The organism is Thiothrix eikelboomii, from assembly GCF_900167255.1.
Lineage (GTDB): Bacteria > Pseudomonadota > Gammaproteobacteria > Thiotrichales > Thiotrichaceae > Thiolinea > Thiolinea eikelboomii.
This window is the reverse complement of record NZ_FUYB01000002.1, coordinates 33,948-56,664: the sequence shown is the minus strand read 5'-3', so window position 1 is coordinate 56,664 and position 22,717 is coordinate 33,948. Positions and strand designations below refer to the sequence as shown.

General features: G+C 47.2%; 6 protein-coding genes and 1 pseudogene. 3 read left to right on the top strand and 4 right to left on the bottom strand.

What is annotated here, in order from left to right:
• Positions 1-3: 3 nt before the first annotated feature.
• Complete coding sequence (locus tag B5D50_RS02165) at positions 4-3,357, top strand: transglutaminase family protein (protein WP_078920944.1); 3,354 nt, start codon at positions 4-6, stop codon at positions 3,355-3,357.
• 84 nt (positions 3,358-3,441) lie between these two features.
• Here B5D50_RS02165 and B5D50_RS02160 read toward each other — a convergent pair whose 3' ends face one another.
• On the bottom strand, positions 3,442-4,167 hold the full coding sequence (locus B5D50_RS02160; RefSeq protein ID WP_078920943.1) for a proteasome-type protease: 726 nt from the start codon (positions 4,165-4,167) through the stop codon (positions 3,442-3,444).
• Between the two features lie 247 nt (positions 4,168-4,414).
• Here B5D50_RS02160 and B5D50_RS02155 point away from each other — a divergent pair.
• Positions 4,415-6,088: pseudogene (locus tag B5D50_RS02155) on the top strand (DEAD/DEAH box helicase); the annotation flags it as partial.
• A 767-nt stretch (positions 6,089-6,855) separates the two neighbouring features.
• Here the strand turns inward: B5D50_RS02155 and B5D50_RS02150 are convergent.
• Positions 6,856-12,267, bottom strand: coding sequence for an SdrD B-like domain-containing protein (locus B5D50_RS02150; RefSeq protein ID WP_078920941.1), 5,412 nt, complete (start codon positions 12,265-12,267; stop codon positions 6,856-6,858).
• A 552-nt stretch (positions 12,268-12,819) separates the two neighbouring features.
• Between B5D50_RS02150 and B5D50_RS02145 the strand changes: the two genes are divergently transcribed.
• Positions 12,820-13,704, top strand: a complete 885-nt coding sequence (locus B5D50_RS02145) for a hypothetical protein (protein ID WP_078920940.1) — start codon at positions 12,820-12,822, stop codon at positions 13,702-13,704.
• 78 nt (positions 13,705-13,782) lie between these two features.
• Here the strand turns inward: B5D50_RS02145 and B5D50_RS02140 are convergent, their stop codons facing one another.
• Positions 13,783-16,416 (bottom strand): DUF11 domain-containing protein, encoded by a 2,634-nt coding sequence (locus B5D50_RS02140; protein ID WP_159448548.1) that lies wholly within the window; start codon positions 16,414-16,416, stop codon positions 13,783-13,785.
• A complete protein-coding gene (locus B5D50_RS02135) occupies positions 16,394-22,591 on the bottom strand; it encodes an OmpA family protein (RefSeq protein WP_078920938.1) in 6,198 nt (2,065 codons plus the stop codon). The genes B5D50_RS02140 and B5D50_RS02135 overlap by 23 nt, the downstream gene beginning before the upstream one ends.
• Between the last annotated feature and the right edge of the window lie 126 nt (positions 22,592-22,717).

Sequence of the window (22,717 nt, the reverse complement as noted above, 5' to 3'; positions counted from 1 at the left end):
TTCATGAGTATCCAAGTTGCAGTTCACCATAAAACGGTCTATAAATTCGACCAATTTATTAATGTCTTTCCGCATATTATTCGTTTGCGCCCAGCCGCTCACTCGCGTACCCCGATTCACGCTTATTCCTTAACTATTGGTGCAACTCAGTATTTTATTAATTGGCAACAAGATGTATTCGGCAATTATTTAGCGCGCTTAGTCTTTCCTGATCGTCTCAATGAATTAAGTATTGAAGTGAATTTAATTGCGGATATGGTTGCAATTAATCCATTTGATTTTTTTGTAGAGGATTATGCGACCCAATATCCGTTTGAATATAAAGACAGCCTCAAAAAAGAACTCCAACCGTATTTAGAAGTCACTGAATCAGGTGAGTTGTTAACGGCTTGGGTTGCTTCAGTCAAGCGTGATCAGCAAAATATCAATGATTTTTTAGTGTATCTCAATCAGCGTCTACAACACGATATTGCCTATAACATTCGCATGGAACCTGGTGTACAAAGCTGTGAAGAAACCCTAACGATTCGGCGTGGTTCTTGTCGTGATACGGCTTGGTTATTGGTGCAGATCTTACGGCAGTTAGGTTTAGCAGCGCGCTTTGTATCCGGTTATTTAGTGCAATTAACAGCAGATCAAAAATCCTTAGACGGACCGAGTGGCCCAGAAGCTGACTTTACCGATTTACATGCTTGGACAGAAGTTTATGTACCAGGTGCTGGTTGGATTGGGCTTGACCCTACTTCGGGCTTATTTGCAAGCGAAGGGCATATTCCTTTAGCTTGTACACCTGACCCCGCTTCAGCGGCTCCGGTAGAGGGTGCAACGGGCGTGTGCCAGGTCAGTTTTGAATATGAGAACAGTGTTCGCCGGATTCATGAAGATCCTCGGGTGACTAAGCCTTATACCGATGCACAATGGGCGCAAATATTGGCCTTGGGTGAGCAAGTCGAACAGGACTTGCAAGCTCATGACCTGCGCTTGACGATGGGTGGTGAGCCGACGTTTGTGTCTATAGATGATATGGATTCGGCACAATGGAATACAGCGGCTTTAGGTGAGCATAAGCGCACCTTAGCGGGTGTACTGCTGAAGAAGATGCAAGCTCATTATGCGCCGGGGAGTGTGTTGCAATACGGTCAAGGCAAATGGTATCCGGGTGAACCTTTCCCGCGTTGGGCCTTGGGCTGTTTCTGGCGACCCGATGGTCAACCCGTATGGCTAGATCAGCAATGGCTAGCCGAAGATGGAAAAGACTATGGGCTAACCGAAGCAGATGCTAAACGTTTCATTGATCGCTTATGCTTAAGTTTGGGGATTTCTACGGCTTATGTCCGTGCAGGTTTTGAAGATCGTTTGTATTACTTATGGAAAGAGGCTAACCAGCCCGCTAATGTTGATTGGTTAACCCTGAATTTACGAGATAGCAAACACCGTAATGATTTAGTGCTGAGCTTGCAGCGAGGCTTAGATACTGCAACTGGGTATGCTTTGCCTCTCAGTTGGAGTCACGAGCAGCGCCGTTGGACAGGTACACCTTGGTATTTCCGGCGTGAGGAAATGTATTTAATCCCCGGTAATTCCCCGATGGGTTTCCGCTTACCTTTAGATGCTCTGGTATGGACAACTGAGACTGAGCGTGAGGTGGAAAATCAACCTTGTCCGTTTGAAGAACGCGCAGCGCTACCTGATTTTCATGCAGCAGCGACTCAACCGGCGAGTACTGAGCCATCTAAGGAAAAAGAGCCGCTCTATGCTAGTTGGTATGATATTCCGCGCACGGCAATTTGTGTGGAAGTACGCCAAGGTCGCTTGCATGTCTTTCTCCCGCCCTTCAATTATCTTGAGCATTATTTAGATCTCTTAGCCCATCTAGAGCAGACTGCTGCCTATCTGAAGCTGCCAATTATGCTAGAGGGGTATGAGCCACCGGCCGATCCTCGCTTGAAGTCCTTTAAAATTACTCCTGATCCCGGTGTGATTGAAGTGAATATTCATCCAGCTGCCGATTGGCATTCACTGGTGAAAAATACTGAAGTGCTGTATGAATTGGCGCGTGAATCCCGTTTAGGCACTGAGAAATTTATGCTGGATGGTCGCCATACCGGTACTGGGGGAGGGAATCATGTCACTCTAGGCGCTGCTAAGCCCACAGATAGCCCTTTTTTGCGCCGCCCTGATTTATTACGAAGTTTGTTAACCTATTGGCAGCATCATCCGGGCTTGTCTTATTTATTTTCGGGGATGTTTATTGGTCCAACCAGTCAAGCACCCCGAGTCGATGAAGCCCGCAATGAAAGCTTGTATGAGTTAGAAATCGCTTTCCAGCAAATGCCTGATGGTGAGACTCAGCAGCCTTGGTTGGTGGATCGCTTACTGCGGAATTTATTAGTCGATATTACCGGCAATACGCATCGCTCAGAGTTTTGTATTGATAAGCTGTATTCGCCGGACTCGCTGAGTGGTCGCCAAGGCTTGCTGGAGTTACGCGCCTTTGAGATGCCACCTCATGCGCGCATGTCGATCATGCAAATGCTGTTGGTACGTGCTTTAGTGGCACGCTTTTGGCAAACACCGTATAAGCATAAACTTGTGCGGTGGGGGACGGAATTGCATGATCGCTTTATGCTACCGTTTTATGTCGAGCAAGATATGCGCGAGGTCTGCGAAGAGCTCCAGCTGGCGGGTTATAACTTTGATCCAAAATGGTTAGAACCCTTCCAAGAGTTCCGTTTTCCGGTCTATGGACAGGTGCAATATCGGGGGATTGAAATTGAATTGCGCGCTGCTTTAGAGCCTTGGCATATCTTAGGTGAGGAGCTGAGCAATACTGGCACAGCCCGCTTTGTCGATTCGTCAATGGAGCGCTTGCAGATTAAGGTAACGGGCTTAACGGAGTCACGCTATGTGATTGTCTGCAATGGGGTCGAAATTCCTTTACGTAAAACCGAAGTCCATGGGCAGTATGTGACGGGGATTCGGTATCGGGCATGGCAACCGCCGTCTGCTTTGCATCCTACCATTGGGGTGCACTCACCCTTGGTCTTCGATATTGTGGATACTTGGAATAATCGCTCAATCGGTGGCTGTGCTTATCATGTCGTGCATCCCGGCGGTCGTAGTTATGAAAGTTTCCCTGTGAATGCTTTTGAAGCGGAAGGGCGGCGGATTTCACGTTTCCGTGCGGATATGGATATGATGCAAGATCGCCAGCCGCTGCCTGAGCCAAAACTATTTAGCTCATCGGCGAGTCGTACTTTCTTAGCTGAAGGTAGCCAACCGGGAACCGCCGTGCAGCCTAAGCCCGCGAAAATGAATCCAGAGTATCCACATACCCTCGATTTGCGGCGCGGTTAATTTAACCTTATTAGCGCTATAAGCAACAAGGCAGTTTTAAACACGGCCTTGTTGTTGATCGCTAAAGTCAGTGGCTTAGCTAGTTTAGCTAGTTACCAAGGGTAAAGGTGGCATCGCTCGGAAGGCATTATACAATTGGCTGGCCCATTGCTGGCGAATTTGTAGCAAATACGGATGATCCGGGCCAAAACGGTAATGAGACTGAATCACTAAAGCATCTTTGCGATACATTAACACTTCAATCGGTGGCCCTACGCTGGCATTACTTTTCATCGTCGAGTCCATCGAAATTAGTGAGCAAACAGCGGCATCTTCCAAGGTGGTTTCAAGATCAATAAAGCGATCTAATACGGGTTTGCCGTATTTACTTTCGCCAATTTGCAAATAAGGGGTCTCTTCCGAGGTAGTAATATGATTACCTTGGGGATAAATCATAAAAGCGCGGACTCGTCCGCCGCGAATTTGCCCCGCTAAAATCATCGAAGCATCGGGGACAAAGCCCGAACTTTCTGTATAGCGTCGAATGCGATTGACTAATAAGTCACCGACGTAATCAGCAATATCCCCCATATAATTTAGGTTATTTAGATTAGTTTTACTATCGTCACGCATATCACGTTGTACTTGCTCAACCACGCTTTGGGTGGTCGCAAGATTGCCCGCTGTCATCAATACGACTAAGCGATCGGGATTGGTTTTGCAAATATTCATTTTGCTATACGTGCTAACATGGTCTATACCCGCGTTAGTGCGCGAATCAGAGGTCAAAACCAAGCCGTCATTTAAGGAAATGCCAATACAATAGGTCATAAACTCATCGGAAACTTGCTGCCAAAGAATGACTACACTAGGGTAGTCAGGGGGGCGAGGTCAACAGGTTTCTATGTTAAATCAGATGATAGGAGGTGGAACTCTGTTTAAATATTCACTAACCCTGAATAACTAGTCAGTATCCACCTTGCATGCTAATCTTAAACAGCGTAAGGTAGTCAACCTTTTTAGCTTTACCCAGTCCGTCTAATCCACGCATCCACTGGCACTCCATACAGGCAGCTCCATGACAAATGATTTAACCCCTCCCGTTTCACTGCGTTTTGATGAAATGGCGTTAGCTGCGCCGATTTTGAAAGCGATTATCGAAGTCGGCTATGAAACTCCTTCACCCATTCAGGCCGAAAGTATCCCGCTATTATTAGACGGCCACGATTTATTGGGGCAAGCCCAAACCGGGACCGGTAAAACGGCCGCTTTTGCTTTACCTTTATTAAGCCGTATTGACAGTAGCCAAGCCTATCCGCAGTTGCTCGTACTCGCACCAACCCGGGAGTTGGCGATTCAAGTCGCCGAAGCGATGCAAACCTATGCCCGTCATTTACCCGGTTTTCATGTACTCCCCATTTATGGTGGACAAAGCATGGGGCAGCAGTTACGGCAGTTAGAACGTGGTGTGCAAGTCGTGGTAGGAACACCAGGGCGAGTCTTAGATCACTTAGGGCGTGGAACTCTGGATTTAAGCCGCTTAAAAGCCGTGGTTCTGGATGAGGCAGATGAAATGCTGCGCATGGGCTTCATTGACGATGTGGATGAAATTCTCAGCCACACGCCGCCTGAGCGCCAAGTAGCTTTATTTTCAGCCACCATGCCAGCACCGATACGCCGGATTGCAATGCGCCATTTGCATGATCCTGTTGAGGTCAAAATTGCCGCTAAGACCAGTACGGTAGAGGCGATCACTCAGCGGTATTGGCAAGTACGGGGCTTGCATAAATTAGATGCTTTAACGCGGATTCTTGAAGTCACTGATTTTGATGCGATGATTATCTTTGTGCGCACCAAAATTGTTACCGAAGAATTAGCAGAAAAATTAGAGGCGCGTGGTTATGAGGCTGCCGCCTTAAATGGTGATCTCAATCAGCAGCAACGGGAACGCACCATTGAGCGTTTAAAAGATGGCAAGCTCGATATTGTGGTGGCGACCGATGTGGCGGCACGAGGTTTAGATGTGCCACGTATCAGCCATGTGGTCAATTATGACATTCCCAATGATACCGAATCGTATGTGCATCGGATCGGCCGCACTGGACGGGCAGGGCGCACAGGCGAGGCGATTCTGTTTGTCGCTCCTCGGGAAAAGCGCATGCTGTATGCGATTGAACAAGCGACTCGCCAGCGTATCGAGCCGATGCAATTACCGACCCGTAATGAGATTGTTGATCGGCGCATTGATCAGTTTAAACGCCAAATCAGCGAGACGATTGAATCGCAAGAATTGAATTTTTTCCGTGAGCTCATGGAAGCTTTCCAGAACGAGCAAGCTTTGGACATGGAAGATGTCGCGGCTGCCTTGGCCTATTTAGTGCAAAAAGACCAGCCGCTTCAGCCAGAAATTGAAGATATACCGCCTGAGTCGGAACGTAGGAGTCCTGAGCGCTCTGATCGTGGCAGAGAGCGCGAGGGGGGGCGCGAGCGTGGTGGTCGGGAGCGTTTTAATGTCAGTAGTGATCGGGAAATGCGCCGTTATCGGATTGAGGTCGGGCGTGAACATGGCGTACAGCCTAAAAATATTGTCGGGGCGATTGCTAATGAGATCGGTTTAGATAGCAATTTTATCGGCAATATTAGTATTCGAGATCATTTTACGCTGTTAGATTTGCCCGAAGGGATGCCTGCCGATTCTTTTACTCATCTTAAAGGTGTTCGAGTTTGTGGCCGACCGCTGAATATTTCGCTAGATACGGGGGGCAGCCCGCGTGATTATGAGCGCTCTGAGCGAAAACCCTATGCAGATCATCGCGGTGGGCGTGCAGAGGGATCGCGGGAGCGGCCTCGTTCTAACACGGAGGGGGCAAATTATCGTTCTGCTGAGCCGCGAGAGCGTTCTGACTCAGCACCTCACTATGAGCGTGGCCTTGGCCGTGAGTCTAGTCGTGAGACATATCGAGAAACGAGTCGAGATACCTCACGTGACTATGAGCGCGGTGTTGGCCGTGAGTCTAGTCGGGACTCAAATCGGGCTATACCTCGAGAGACCACTCGTGATACAGGACGGGAGCGCACTGAGCGTTCTAATGATCGAGCGAATGAGCGCTCTGGTGGCTATAGAGAACGTACAGAACGTACTGATGCAAATCGTAGTTCCAATCAAGGTGCTGCTCGCAGTGAACGTACCGCTAAGCCACAAGAAGGTTTTGCAGGGCGTGATAAACCTAAGCCGAGCGGTTTCCGTGATGACAAGCCTAAGCGTAGCCATAAAGGTAAAGCCAATACCAGTAATAGTTCAGGCGATAAACCGCCACGGCGTAAACTTAGCTTAAAGCCTACTAATAAAAAATGAGCTAAATCAGTTAAGTCATCCAGTGAGCTGAGTCTTTTAGCCAAGGGCTAAGAGTGCCAAGTAAGTTAGCACTGAAGGGGCAACTGATAACTGACAAAGCAGAAGCGAGTTAACCTCGCTTCTTGAGTCGGTTGTTGGGGAGTTTAGCTCGTCACTAATTCAGCTTATTCAACAGTAACTTCATAGGCGACTTCACCACTGGAACCCGCTTTGAGCTTGCCCGTAAATACCCATTCTAAACGAGTGTTTACCTGAGTCGGTGTACAAGCACTCAATTCGCTCGGTGTCGTCAGGCACTGTTGCGAACCCGGAACCATTTGAGTAAATTCAGGGACTGTATCGTGCACGATCAGCTCACTCAAAAGACCATCACCGGTATTTTCATAGCGAATACTATAACGCAGCTTTTCTCCGGGAAGAGCAACGTCACCTTTAATATTGCGAGTCACATTCCAAACCGCTTTGACCAGTGATAGTTTACCTTTGCCATCAATCGGCTCGCTGGAGGTGTCGTCAAGTGTATCCGTTATATCCGTATGCACTTGCAGGTAGGGAGCCGGAATTAAACTACCATCGCCAAAGATGAAACTACTTTGGATTTCTGCACGATGGCTAGCTTCGCCACTCACATTGGTCGGGGCGAGGACTTTGGTTAAGATACAAACCTTTTGGCCTGCACTCACATTTACACTCGCAGTTAAAGCTTGATCGCCACCGTCGAGCTGCCCATCACAATTCATATCTTGGTGCAGCGTGATGCCCCAAGTCAGATTAGTCGGAGTGGCTAGCGCTTGTTTCACACTAAAACTTACGCTACCGGTGGTTTGCGCTTGGAAGATATGTTGATGAACAACGCTCGCACCGGGATTAATGGTTTGATGGTTATCGAGGGTAAAATTCGGGAGTTTGACATCACCAAAGTTCTTATTGGTGATAATCGCATTCACCGTGAAGCTCGGTAGCACATTCGTGGTTGAAGATACATAATCACTCGGGTCACGGGCAGTACTCAGATCACAGACGGGCGGTATTTCAGCATTGGCCGCTTCATAGAGGCGATAATCACCTGCAGGCACATTATTAAATTGATAATTCCCTTGCGCATCGGTCAGTACACTAACACAGGTGTTGGTGGTGGTATTGAGTAAGACCACTGCAACATCCGCGAGGCCTTTTTCACTGCTATCACTGATGCCATTGACATTGCTGTCTTGATAAACTCGGCCACTCACGGGATAACCAAGGCTTAAGTCAAATTGATAGTCCTCTATTTCGCCATCGGCGGCAAACCCCGTACTGCTTGCGAGGTTACTGGTTTTAAAGTCAGGATCGGTGGTGCTGCGTAAGCGGACAAAAATTGTCGGGCTACTCGGCGGCGTTACCCCTGTCCATTGTAAAACGATGGTTTGATTAGAGCTATTCGCAGGGAGATTGCCCTGTGTGCTGTCATCAGCGGCATTATTATTCAAGACAGCCACTGAGCGCTCGCTATTGTCATCAAAGGCTTGATCATTATTAAAATCAATCCACGCCAGTACCTGTGCCGCCTTATTACTAGGATTAGAGGCTTTGACCGTTAGGCAATAGCTATTCGCAGTCATTTGCACCGTACCGTACTGACCATTGGCTAATAAACCACTGCATTTGCGACCGAGTTCCCAAGCAGGGAATTGCGTCAGGCTCGTTTCATCATTGCCGTCGCCTTTGGCATCAGGAGAGTGCGCGCTACTGGTTTCCGTATCGGGTGCAACGACCCCAAGTTTAGGCGCGGGATCAGCTTGTTGAATATGTCCGGCCACGCCGAAGCTCGCCGGAGCATCACCGTAATCATAAATTGGGCTTAAACCAAGGTCTAAGGTGTAATTAGAAAAGTCATCACCCGTACTATCGGTCAGGCTTGCAGTGTTATCCCCTATTGGTTCATCGCCTTTGGGGACTTGCCCAGGTAAAGGTGGAGTGGCCGATAAGCTAAGCGTATTCGAACGAATCCCTGCGGTAGACGGGGTACTGGTTTTATAGCCGTCTTGGTTATTCAGTTCATTGGTATCATTGGCGGCGGGTGCACTATTCAGATCAATATCCCAACCCGCTAGTTTAGCGCCAGTTTGAAATTCACTGGCTGGAATTTCTATATAGTAATCACCCGCACCCAGTAGATTAAATAAATAACGTCCGGGCTTTTGTAAGCCAGTCGTGGTCGTGCTGACTAGCGTACCATCCGCTTTATGGAGGTTGACAGTGACACCATCCGGTACGGGCTTATCAATGCCTGCATCGAATTTCTGATTATGATTATTATCACTAAACAAGAAATCACCGAGTGAGTAACTGGCAATATAGACGGTTTCATTATTAGACCGCAGGAATTGAGCGGCTGGTAAGGACGGTGTGTCAAAGGCAAAGCGATTCGTATAACGATTACCGGGATTATTACTGCTAGTTTGCAGGGTGATGGTTGCTTTCATCCCTTGCCGTGGATTTCCATCTTTTTCTAAGTTGTAATTCGATACAAATTTTATAGCGGTGACATTGGCAAAGCCCGTCGGGCAGCCAGCGGTAGCAAAGCTACTCGCTAAACACCAATTGGAGGTGTTTTGATCAGGATTGGAGTTAATACTGCTCGGGTTATCATTCGTATAATACCAAGTCCCCATGCTGGCCTCAGCTCCACCTGGCACCGAACCATCAACCCAAGTGATACTAGGCGCTTGTTGCAGTGTGAGGGTGCCTACAAAGTTGGAAGCTGGGCTACGCTCAGAATTAGTGGCATTCGCATCACCATTATAGGGTAAGATGTCAATCACCGTGGGGGGGGCAATACTAAAAGACTCTGCAAAGTTTGCCCAACTGATAGTATAAACTTGGTTGTCGTTTTGATTGTCTAATGTTGTATCCGCTTTTTTGGAAATTTGGATACTCCCAATTTGTTCTAAGGTAATGGTATGTGTATCGCTGCGTTGGATTAACGGCGAAATCAAGGTATCACCTGAAATTTCAAAATAGCTAATGACGCTGGTATTATTTTTTGCTAGAGGGTCACTATCCGTACAGATAATCCGTGAGGGGATCGGTGTGTCCGCTGTGACAGTGCCTAAATTCCAAGTTAAGCGGGTATAGCCCGGTTTAGCGAGACCGTTGCGATCCGTATTGAATTCGACCAGATCAGCGGGTGTCCCAATCACAGTGCCGCTGGAATTGGTATAGCTTGCGGTACAGCTTTGGTTATAACTGACCTCAGGTGGCAGCTCAGCGATAATTTTTACCCCGGTTTCTTGCGGCGGGGTGCTTAATAAGCTTTGAATCGCTGTATTGACTTTCCAGACGACTTGATTACCTGCCAAGGTACTGGCGGTATTACCCGGAGTGGCTAAGGGGGTAAGGGTCTCAGAATCTAAGCGGCTAGTGGTGCGCGCTAAAGTAACCCGATCTCCGTCAAAACTGCCAGTTTCAGGTGAAGGTTGATAAGGACGGCTATTATCCGGTGTCCAGATTCCACTCCAAAATTCATCAGTACGCACACTACCAAAAGTCGCCATGACCGTCCCCATTGGGATCAGTTCGCCATTATGCGGACCTTGATAAAAATTATTCCGAGCGGCTAATGGAGTCACAAAGCGGATGTATTGAGCGCTGGTTAATTTTACGCTGTCTTGCACACTGTCTTTTAGGCGGACGCGGACGATATTGACATCATCAATCCCCGAGCCCACTTGAGTCGGATCAGTCTGCCAAGTGGTGGCATTATTATCACAACGGGCGAGGCCTTGTGCAGTCCACTTGCCTTCATAACGGCCGGTTTGATTATTATAATCGGGGGTGTTATCACCATTTTTATCCAGCGGGTCATCACCCGTTAGGTCAACATGCCCGTATTCAACCACATAATTATTGGCATCAAAACCATTGGCATTATAAGTGCCTACATAAGCATAAGTGCCTGCGGTTGCACCAAAAGCGCTGCGATCAACCAATTTCAAGGTGCTATTGTCAAATACATTACAAGCTTGTGGATGGGAGAGGTTATTTGAACCATTATTACCAAAATGCAAGACACTGGCGAAGGCTTTACCGGGGGGTAATAAGCCTTGTCCTGAGTGTGAGTCATTCGCTGCAAAATAAGAATAACCCGTCCCCGCATCATTATCTTTTGGGAAGGCGTAATGTGCCCAACTGCCTCGGGTGGTTAAGTAGTAATTATAAGGCTGAGCGATATTATTGCTAATGGTGGTATCGGGCATCGGGTTGCCATTAAAGCCCGGTTCTTCGAGGCCATTGTAATTGCGAGTACCTGAGACACCCTCTGGGCTAAAGTTAGCCAAGATATTTTTGATATAAATACTGCCGGTGCCATCCATTACCCCATCCGCATTATCAATTACGCGCATCGGGATAAAAAACCGGGCCAACATATCCATATAATAATAAGGCCCTGCCGCTAAACTGGTGCCACCAATGGTTTGCGTAGGATAGCGTGAACCGGATAAGTCAGTACCGCTAATCGACATGGTATAAGGTGAGGAGATATTGGTGGGGTTAGCCCGATTAAAGCTACAAGTCCCCGAGTCGACGACTTTTTTCTCTAAAGGATAGTTAGTCAGGTCACTTGCACCATGTGCCTCTCGACCCCATAAATTGTCGCCCCAGCCAATGGTATTATAGAAGCAGTCGACCATATGGTATTCAAAACCCGAATTGGTGTAGTCGACCCCATTCACGGCATTTTTAGTCGCAGACAAATCAAAGTTGTAAGTAAATGGTTGCTTAATCGCTTCACTACCCGATTTTTGCGAGGAAGCAAGACGCATATTCACCCACGTGTAATAGCCGGGTTCTAAACCCTGACCGACGTCCCGATCACCATACAAATAATAGCCACGAAAACGACTGCTACTGAGATCCATCATCGGGCGCGCTGAAATCTCAAACGGTCCTACCGTCGGGAGGGTGTCACTATTGGCATTGGGCGTACCGGTATCATCATTCGAGTACAAGCGCTGACTACTAGTAAAACTAGCACCATTCCAAGACTGGCCAGAAACTTTGGCAAAGGTAGAGAACGAAATTTGCCCCCCATCGGTAAGTTCACCCAAATTACAAGTCAGTTTAATATCACCATTCGTTTCGGTGGTGATCGTTGAAGCGGGGTTAGTACCACCACCCCCTGCAGGTAGGCAACGAGCAGGAACTCGTTGAAAGGAAACTTTTGCATTCAATCCCGGATGAAGGATTTGTTCTAATACCACATTCTTAGGCGGTGTTTGCCCCAGTGTATAGTTACTGGCGGTGATCGACCAGTTAAAAATTACACTATCTTGTGTGCGAACTTGGTTATTAGCCTCTCCACAGTCATCCCCAGCGGCTGCTTTCACGGTGGTGCTACTGCAGTTACCATCGTTATTAAACGGTTCAGTACCATCTTGAATTCCAGGACCAAACAATCCCAGACTCAGATCGGGTATAGCATAGGCATAACTACTACTTAAGCTAAGCCAAATGAATAGACTGTTTAATAGGGCTTGTTTGGTGAGATAGCGCTGAATCAGTGCCAAGCCTTGGTGAACTAAGATAGTAAGCATAGATAGGACTACTTTATAGTTTTTATGGCGAATCTAATAAACAATAGCAGCACTGCTTATTAAATAAGCATAGCGCTTTGGTTGTGCATAGAATAAGCAGGGTTAGCTGAATCAAGTCTGAATATTGATCATCAATTTATGATACTTAAATGTCGACATGCTGTTTAAATCCCAGCATTTATTGGCCTAATAAAAGCAGTATTAATGGATCTAGAGTGGGTTAGTTACGGTGACAAGCTATTGAAAAAACAATAAAATATTTTTATAATTCGACCAATAATTACAACACGCTTCCTTATTATGGGAGTACAACCAACCATTTAACGTATCAGCCTAGCTCTAGTAATTACTTCAATTTCACCAGTAGCAGTTTGCAGTCCTCCATCAGTTCACTGGTTTCAGGTATGTTATCTCAGGTTCAATCGGGGAGTAGCTCATCGTCCACGAGTAGTTATAGTAGCTCCAGCAGTTCAACTGGCTCTTAGTACGGGATTACCCACCACAGGCTCACAGACAACAACGACCCCTGGCAAGCCGGTATTCACCTCCCGCATGCCTATTCAAGTTGCTAATGTATATAACAAGGGTCATGGCCGGGAAATCACCCTTAATTTATCGGATTATATCAATAGTCCTAATGGTGAACCCTTAACTTATTCACTCGCTTTTCCTAAGAATTATTCTTTTGATAGTTTCAAAAATGGGGAATACGGTTGGAAGGTGACGGGTTTTGATCCCGCGACGGGCGTGCTAAAAATGCAGGTAAAAACCGAGTCTTTACAAACTTGGGAGGATGCAGGGCGTAGCGTTCCTAATTTTGGAGAGGTCACTAGTTTTGGTTTCAAAGCGACAGACAGTAACGGTAATACAACTAAGGGTTATTTCTCATTACAAGTTTATGATGCTTCTACAGGTTCTCCGGTCGCCTTGGATTTAAACAAGGATGGGAAAATCAGTACAACGGGTGCAACTACGGCTAAGCAACGCAATAGTGATACTAAACTAGGATCGACAGTCAAGTTTGACCTTGATGGTGACGGTGTTAAGGAAAAGATTGAATGGTTGAGCGGGAAGGGGGATGGCCTCTTGGTAGATACGCGCAAAATCAACGGTTCAGCGATTAATGGTGAGGCTTTATTTGGCGACCAAGGCGGAAAATTTGCCAATGGTTATGAAAAAATGGCGCTCTTAGATAATAATAACGACGGCTATCTCAAAGGCGATGAATTGGCTCATTTGAGTGTATGGGTGGATGATGGTGACGCTCGACTAGAAGCGGGTGAGCTACACAGCTTAGCTAATTATGGTATTACTGAGTTGAGCACCCAACAGCAGGCGGTCACCAACAGTCGTGGTGAAACCTTAATGCGCTCTAGTGGACTGATGAATGGCAGCACTCTCATGACGGAAGATGTCTGGTTTGGTTTGAAGAAATAAAGTCTTGCTGCTTGCAAACAACCATACCGACAGCCGCGTAGCTGTCGGTATGAGTGATGGGAGTCGCCTAGTTTTAGGTTATTCGATCCGCACTCCAAAGACTAAGGTGGCACTTGCACCAGCGGGTAAAACCCCCATGAGACCAATAACTTCACCGCGCCCACCTGGACTAATCGCCGAGGCGAGGGTGCCTTGACTTAAGCTGGGTAAACCCCCATTGGTGATAAAGCTAGTATACGCAGGAGTCGCATCTTGAATGCGTACATTACGTACTTGCTCAGCACCTGTATTGGTTGCGGTTAATTGATAAATCACGCATTGACCGGGTTCAGCCGTGAATAAGGCATGGGTAAAGGCCGTTTCTTCATTGCCATCACAGTTAGCATCCAGGGCTTGTTGCTTGCGTATCGAGACATCCGAACTATTCGTGGTGGTCACGTCGATCGCTTGTGTACTCGATGCACCTGCATCCCAAGTCGCCAGAACCGTGGTGATATTCGCAATCCCTAATTGAATATCGGCAGCCGCTAAGACTTTGGCAAAGATCAATACGGAACTACCGGCGGCTAAGCTGGGTACGGTGGTTAAGGGTTGATCTCCACCACTTAATACCCCATTGCCATCCGTGTCAGCATAGAGCAATGAACTCCAGCCTTCGTTGGCATCTGTGGTGCTTAGGCTAATATTGGTTTTGCTTACATTCCCTTGGTTAGTGAGCCAATGGGAATAAACAACCGAGCCACCCGGTAATACTTGTCCGGTATGGTCTGGATACAATACCAAGTCAGTGACTGCACCGACAGCAACAGCATCATGTTTAATATCACTCGCCCCCGTCACTGGTGATAAGGCACGGAAGTAAAGATCGACAATACTATTGGTGGCATTAGCCGGTACACTCACTTCCACGAAGACCCGTTTATGTTGTCCCGCTGCAATAGGGCCGGTATTCGTAATGGCTTTGCCTTGCTCATCCAAAAAGCGCACCTGCCAACCTGCTGGAATAGCGACACTAGCAAAACTACTGTCAGTACTGGCTTGTAGATTAAAATTATCCGCAACACTGCTGGTGTTATTCACATAGAGTACAAAACCTGATTGACTACCGGGCATCGCATTATTTGTGGTGACAGCCGCAGGTTCTGGTCCGACTCCTGTACCTAAGACACCGGGTTGACCTAAGGCGGCTGTATTGGTTAAGTCAACCGAATTAGCACCAATCGCGCTCAAGGTATTAATAGCAGGATTAGACTGGCTATTATCTTTAAACGAAGTCGCTAGTAAGCTGACAGAATAAGGTGTTGTTCCAGTCACACTCGGTGGTAAGGTCGCTTTAATCACAATCAGTGCATTCGTATTAGGATCTAAATTACCGGTATCAGGTATCCCATTGCCATTTGTATCGAGCAGGGGCGTATAGCCATCGGCTTGAAATAAATGCAAGACAGTACCTGCTGGGAAATTGCTATTGATTAGGGTTAAATCAAAGCTATCCACCCCATTACCAGTGTTCCACACATAGTCATTAAAGACTGCAGTACCCCCTTGAGGGATGCTCGCGACCACAATCGGCTCACTCGTGCCATCCACACTGCTGCCGACACTACCATTTGTGACGACCCCGACATCTTGCAATACTTCAAATTTAACTGGATTCGTCGTGAAAGGTGAGGTGGTCACACTGCCATCATGGAATAAATACTCACCCGTATTGGTTAAAATCGAGGCAGGCACATTAGCCCCAATTCTTACCTCAAAGCGCAATTCACCCGATACCCCGGCACTGACTTGATTAATGATAGCAGTCACCTGATTGGTACTATTGGTGTCAGCATCTTGGGCGGCTTCTGGTAAGCCTGTGCAGCTATTGTCATAGGCGCAATAGGTAATCGTCGGTACGCTCCCTTGAGCATCGTTTGGATTGGCATCAGTCAAGACGGTAGCACCACTTTCACTCCAACGCGCACTATTAGCCACATACTCCATTCCTGTGGGCAAAGCATCAATCAAAGTGACATTAGTGGCATCCAAAGCACTCGTATTGTGATAGCGCAAAGTCACCGTGTAATTGCCACTTCCGGCCATGCCTTGCGTCGCACTCATCGACTTGGTAACTGCTAATACCGCATTGCTATTCACCTCAGCCGTATCAATATTCGTGGCTTGCGTCGCTGGTGTGAACACACTAGCAGCGGTTAGGGTGTATCGACCTTGACTCGCATCACTGAGGCTGGCTGGCACGTCGGCAATCGCCACAAAGGAGAAACTTTCACCGGCCTTTAATAACGGCGTTTGCGTGATCGGGCTACTTAAATCATCCGCCTGACCGTCTTGATTGGCATCAGCATAGAAGCTTACGGTCGTGAAATCATAAGCATCGCCGGTCATTTCAGTAGACGCTAAGGTGAAGCTATCATCGCCATTTCCGGTATTCGTCAGCACATGGGGGAAGTCAACACTCGCCCCAGCACTGGCCAGTTTAGTTTGGGTTTGCACCAACTCTAAACCAGCCACTTGTTGGACTAAGGTTTCCACCATATTGGAAGTGACATTGTAAGCAGTACCCGCTTCATCTTTGAAACTTGCGCTGGCTTGGTTGCGAATTAGGGTATTCGCAGCAGTCAGCGCCCAGGTTTCCAAGGGAATGAGCACCAAGGTCATCACGACCAAGAGAACGAGACGATTCATGTTACTCAGTTGGGTTTTGCTCATGATTAGCAGCCTTCTTTTCATTATTGTTTTTGTTGCAATCATCTTCAGCACGTTTGGCCTCTGCATTTAATTGATCACGACCCGCCATGTATTGGGGAGCGCAGGCAGGTTTGTCACCTGCTAACCAACCGAATAAAGCTTCATCCGCTTTCATTTGTAAGCCAACATAGCCACCTTGAGCATTGAAACCTTCCGAATCAAGATCACTATCGCTAAAGCCAATGAAGTTATAGCCAGCGCCTAAGCGCACATTGTCGATCAGATTAAATGCCACACCTGCACCTAAAGAATAAGCTGTCTCAGCATCACTACTATTCAATAAGCCACCGTGAACATCGAAGCTAAAGCGCTCGTTCAGATCCCAGAGTACCCGACCATCCGCTAAGACTGCATTTGAGCTAGTTTCAGTGTTATCCCCAGCGAGGGCTTGATGTTTAGCACCAAGACGACCCGAGACATCCACTTCTTCATTCACACGATAATGCTGTTGAGTGGACAGAATATGCGTATTGGTATTATCCGCATCATTCTTATCCCATTTATAAGCATACAGTGCATTGTAGTCACCATCGCCTGCAGGGCGATGAGCAGCGGCTAAGGTCAGGGTGTTCTGCATGGCATCTTCACGGCCATCTTCAAACTGCTGATAACGCAGTTCATCTTGAGCCATGACCGTGGTCGATTCATTCAGCTTTTGCACATAAGTACCACTGGCACCATAGTATTTTTCATCATCACTGTGGCGAGTTTCTAAGCGCAAGAGCTTCTTGGCATCAGGATCACGGGTATCACTTAAACCCACCGAGGCTGCGACGCTATCGCTTTTCTCTGAGTTGCCGTCATAGTTCATGAACTCAATCCCGGGCGTGACGACTAGATTTTTCTCTAAGTCAAAAGTCGCTTTCGCTCCGTTCACGGCCACCATGTCTTCGCCACTAATATCGCCTTCGATCCGGTATTCAGAATACAGCTCAGTCGAGGGTAATACTTGTGTTTTCACCCCAGCCACTAAGCTATTGCTGGTATCAACCGCACCCGCCAAGCTACCACTGGATAAGCGATCAGCTTGCTCATAACGAATATACGCTTTAGTTTTATCATTAATCTCAAGGTCTGCACCGACGCTGGCACGTTGCCGATCAGAGCTACCACCAATTTCACGCTCGTATTCTGCTTTCACATTACCGTTGCGCTCAAAAATTTTGATATTGCGCTCAACGCCTACCATCGCGGTATTGATGTTTTCCTGACCATTGGCATCCTCTTGGCGAATATGACGTACCCCACCTTTGAGTTTCCAATCCTCCAATTTAGTGGTCACACTCAGCTCAGCGGTTTGGCGTTGGTCTTCAGTACTTAAAGATTCACTATGCGTCAGCTCAGCTTTACCCTCTAAGTTAGCCGTTAGTTTTTGCTCATGAGTCAATTTCAGCTCACGACGGTCAGCTGTCACCCCGCCCGTTGAATTGGTATAACCCGCATCCGCTTGAACGGCAGTGATTTGTGTGCGTGAGTTTTCATTCCATTTCTTACTGGCTTGTAAGCGCACCGCCGTGCCATCTTCGTCACCATTGGCATGGGTCATTTTCGAGACACCGGCTTGGATTTCAGTGTCAGCGGTTTTGTACTGAGCAAATACTCCAGCCACGTCAGAGCCTTCAGTGCGGTGATCATCTTTGGTGTAGCTAGCACCGGCACTAAACTCATCTGTAAAGCGATGCAGTAAGCGAACCCCTGCGACTAAGTAATCATCACCTTGCTCAACTCGGTCATAACTAATCCGAATCGACACGGGGTTTAAGTCTTCATCTAAAGTCGGAATAACTTTATGGAAGCTGATATAACCCGTAACTTCATTTAAGGAGTAATCACGGAAGCGCTCGAGTTTCTCAGTTTTGGTGATCAGACCGATATTGCCACGATCACGGGTGATGATTTCAACAATATCCGAGTTGCGTACAATCGGATGGCCTTGCAGTTGATAGTGCATAGCCGTGCCATTACCCGGAATCTCTTCATAACCGCGTAGATTGTCTTGTTGTGCCGCGAACATTTGTAGGCGGGTTTGGCCATTGTTATACACACCATTAAAACCAGTCAGTGTGCGTGAAACTCGGGCAATATCCGCACTATTGGCATCATTGTCAGTGATATAGTCGCCCCACATCGCGCTATTACGATCTTTCTCGACTTTCACATAGAGTTTGCTGCGGCTTTGAGCTTCAAACCCACGTAAGGACGAATCACCGTAGACGCGATAATATTCATCAGGATTAATATCACGCAGCAACTCGGCTTCTTTGTCCTTAGCGCTGTCATAGGCCATCGTCAAATGCATATCGCCACGAATTCTACCTTTGACAAATAAGGCTGAGCGGCCGTCAAACTCCGTGCCTTCGGCATTAGGATCAAGCTGGGTTAAACCTAAGCTCTTATAACCTTTGGCATAACCGGTATGTGCACGCAGATCCAGTAAACCAACAGCGATTAGTGGGCGCATCTCAGCGATTTGTGCCAGATCGGTTTCGCTTTGCAGTGTCCCCGTAGAGATGCGTAATTTGATTTCTCCACTGGTGGACGAACTGCGTAGATGGACAGTACGTGTCCCATTGGTGACTTTGACTTGATGGCCGGGTACTTGGTCTTGAATATCTGGCTCAGCCCAGCTGCCATCACTGGCTTCTAGGGTGAGGAAATAAGTACCTTTAGCGGGGTAATTATTGACGTCCAAAATTTCAATGTGTACTGGCACGGTGGAACGACCACTATCCGCAGTCAGTGTACCGTCCACTTTCAGTTTGATCGCTACCCCTGCAGAAGGGCGCTTCACGGTCTTTTCAGCCAAGGTACGCTCATTACCAAAGCCATCCTTAGCCACGACTTTAATTTCATTCATCCCTTCTTGCAGATCGACACCGTACCACGCGAGGACTTGAGCTTTCGCACTTTTATTTACAATCTGCTCACCCAATTGACTACTAGAGACGGCTTGGCCATTGACCAACAGAACCGGATCAGTTTCAGCCCGCACGACGACCATAAAGCGACCATCTAAGCTAGTATCACTCAAAGGCCATAACCAAGTGCCATTTTTAGCTTGATCATTAGTCAAGGTTTTTACCACTTCCTTAGGATTGGGAATGGCAGGCTCTTGAGTTTGCTGTTCAATTTCAGCCGCGTGTTCAGTGGCGAAGTTTTCTTGTTGCTTTTTGACTTGTTGGCGATGAGCCTCCATTAAACCATTGGAAATATCGCCATTCTTATCCGCAAAGCGCGCAAGATTCTGTAAGTTATCCGCGTTAGCCGGATCCAGATTCTGGATTTCATTATTCCAGCCTTGAGCAGTCGTTTTATTTTTTGCAAGCAGGGCATTGATGGCTGGATTATCCACCGTGACAGTGCGCGTAGTACAACCAGCAGAGCGTTCATCCGCGACTTCACGGGTGGTGCACTCTTGTTGGACTTGCTCTTGTTGGACTTGCTTTTGTACCGGCTCGTCATAACTTAGGATTAATTCAACGCGACGGTTTTTTGCCATTCCTTGTGGATTAGCATTGCTAGCAATCGGTTGAGTTTCGCCTCGGCCTGCCACACTGATCTGAATAGTTTGACCTAAGTTTTGTTGAACATAGTCAGCGACTTCTCGAGCACGGGCTTCAGATAAACCTTGGTTAGTTCCAAACTGGGCTTTAGTCGAGGGCTTCAAGCGCTCATTGTCGGTATGTCCTACAAACTGGAAGCGTACATTTTGCTTATCCTTGGTCATTTGCACGACTTTATTCAGCTTTTGCAAATACTCCGCTGGAATAACTGCTTTACCGGAATCGAAGTGAATGGCTTGCACGGGGTTTTTAACAGTACGAGTCGCCATTTCAGTGGTAGTCGTGACCACGGGTTTTTGCGTGCATTCTTGGATTTGCTTGGTCTTAGGTTCAGCACATTCTTGAATAGTGCGGGTTTCAACCTGTGGACAACCCGCTACAAAATCAGCACGATAAAAATCACCGGGAATCAAATCCACAAAGCGGCTATCAGGATCACCCGCTTGGGCCATATCTATCACATGGAAATCAAGGCCTGTTGGCACGGTATGTTGGTCGACTTTAAGGACATGCACACCGGGCTGTAAGCCATACAAGCTGTATTGACCGTTAATATCTGTGATCACATAAGTCCCATCTTCCATATACAGACGCACGCCAGCTAAGGGATAGCCATTCGCTTGTTCTTCAGGTGTACCAATGGGGCAGCCTTTTTCTAAAGCTAAACGTCCAAATAAGATTGCCCGATCAGATAGCACACCCACTTTTTGTAATTGCACTTGAGCACTGGCGGTAGGCGAGGAGATGGCAGTATTGTTCGCACCATAGCCAATCGCTTGAGCAGTATTGATACCCTCGCTTTGGGTTGCGCTAGCAGTAGCCTGCGTCATATAACTGAGGGTTAATTCTGTACCAGCAGGGAAGTTGCCGATGCGGAACTCCAACTGACTACGCCCATTGGTGCTAGTTAAAAGCGGATCACTGATGAACTCATTCCCCAATTTGGCGGTGCCATTAATATATTTAAAGCCAACGGGTAACAAGTCACGAATAATCGTGTTATACAAATCTTCGCTAGAAGTATTGCGAATCTTGACTGTGTAAGCCACTAATTCACCGATAGAGACCGTGGCTTTAGAGGCTTGTTTTTGAATAGCAATCTCAGTCGTCGGTGTGCTGGTATGGTCAACAGGAATATCAAGGGTATAGCTTGTGGTTGATTCAACCACGGTAATCAAACCTGCATTCGTGCTGCTCCCCGAATAACCGGCTAGTCCATAGGAAGCCTGACGCACTTGGTCATATTTAGTGGTGGTATATTCTGCCGGTGGATGTGTCGATGGTGCTGTATAGGGTGAGGGTGGAGTGGTTCTAATATAATATTCACCCACTTCCAAACCTGTGAATTTAAAGTCACCATTGGCATCGGTATAAACCGTTTTAACTACCACATTATCTGCGACCGAGATTAAATCAACTTTGGCATTACTCACACCGGAAAGTGCGACTGAATCAAATACAGTCCCTTCAATATCTTGACCATCACGATCTTTAATGATCGGATCAACAATCAAGGTATTACAAACCGTATTGCTTTGGAAATCCGGTGTCCCATCGCCATTGGTGTCGATGGTAGCTTGTTGGTTAATGACGGTTTCTTCGGCGGGTAATTTGCTAACGGCTAAGGTATAGCCAAATTTGCCGCCTTGATTGGCTGCTAAATAATTGGCAGGGATTAAAACCCCGATTTTGCTAATCGGACTACTGCCATCCCAAGCACTGTATAAGCTCCAATGACCTAAAGCATTGGCCACTAACAGCATGCCTTGGCTCGGTTGAACGAAGAAGGCCGGTTGCTTGAGTAGGGTAAAATACTCGGTCGCAATGACTTCTTCAATGAGGATACCTGTGTAGTTCAGCCCACCGATATTGATGCTGCGTCCTTCAGGTGCTTGTGATCCGGTATTTTTAAAATTAATTTCGTGATAACTCCGATCACCAATGGCTTGTTTAACTTGGCAATCGACATCACCTGTCTGATTGAGTTGAATCACCGCACCTTGCTTAATATTGACGGTATCAATATCACTATCAATGACCTTGGGGTCAGTAATCGAAGTGGTGGTTAATTTAATCGTAAATTGGTCGCCGGGTTGACTGGTGCTGGGTACTGTTCCAACAACGACGACTTGGATGCTTTCGCCGGGCTTTAAAAGGTCGGTTTTAGTGAGTTCAGGCTCACCGGGATCAACCTGGCCATTGCCGTTTTCATCCAAATAAATTTTTAGGTTTTCTAGATTACCATTGTCGCCCGTCATATTGGTCACGCTCAGCAGGTAATAATCCGCTTGATTACCCGTGTTAGTGACGGTATGGGGGAAAGATACAGGCTTACCTACGTTAGAGGCTTGAGTCTGATCTTGGTTTTGCTCAACGGCTAATAAGGGCGCAACGACTAAACTCGCCACATTAGAAAGTGAGCTTGCCTTTACAAGTGTGCCGTTCTTAGTTTTGTAAACATATGACGCTTCTGCTTGATTGGTAATCTTTACGCCCGGTGCAGTCGCTGCTTGGCCATAAGATAATACACTGATGAGCATGAAGAGCATCAACGCGCTGAGAATGCGTAACATGCCTGCCTCTCTTGGTTATTTTTCTAATTGTGTGGGTGCAAGGTAGTGTTTGTGGAAATCACCACAGCGCCATTTTATTCATAAAACTCCCCCTACTAAAGTAGAGGGAGTCGGTTTGCGCTATTC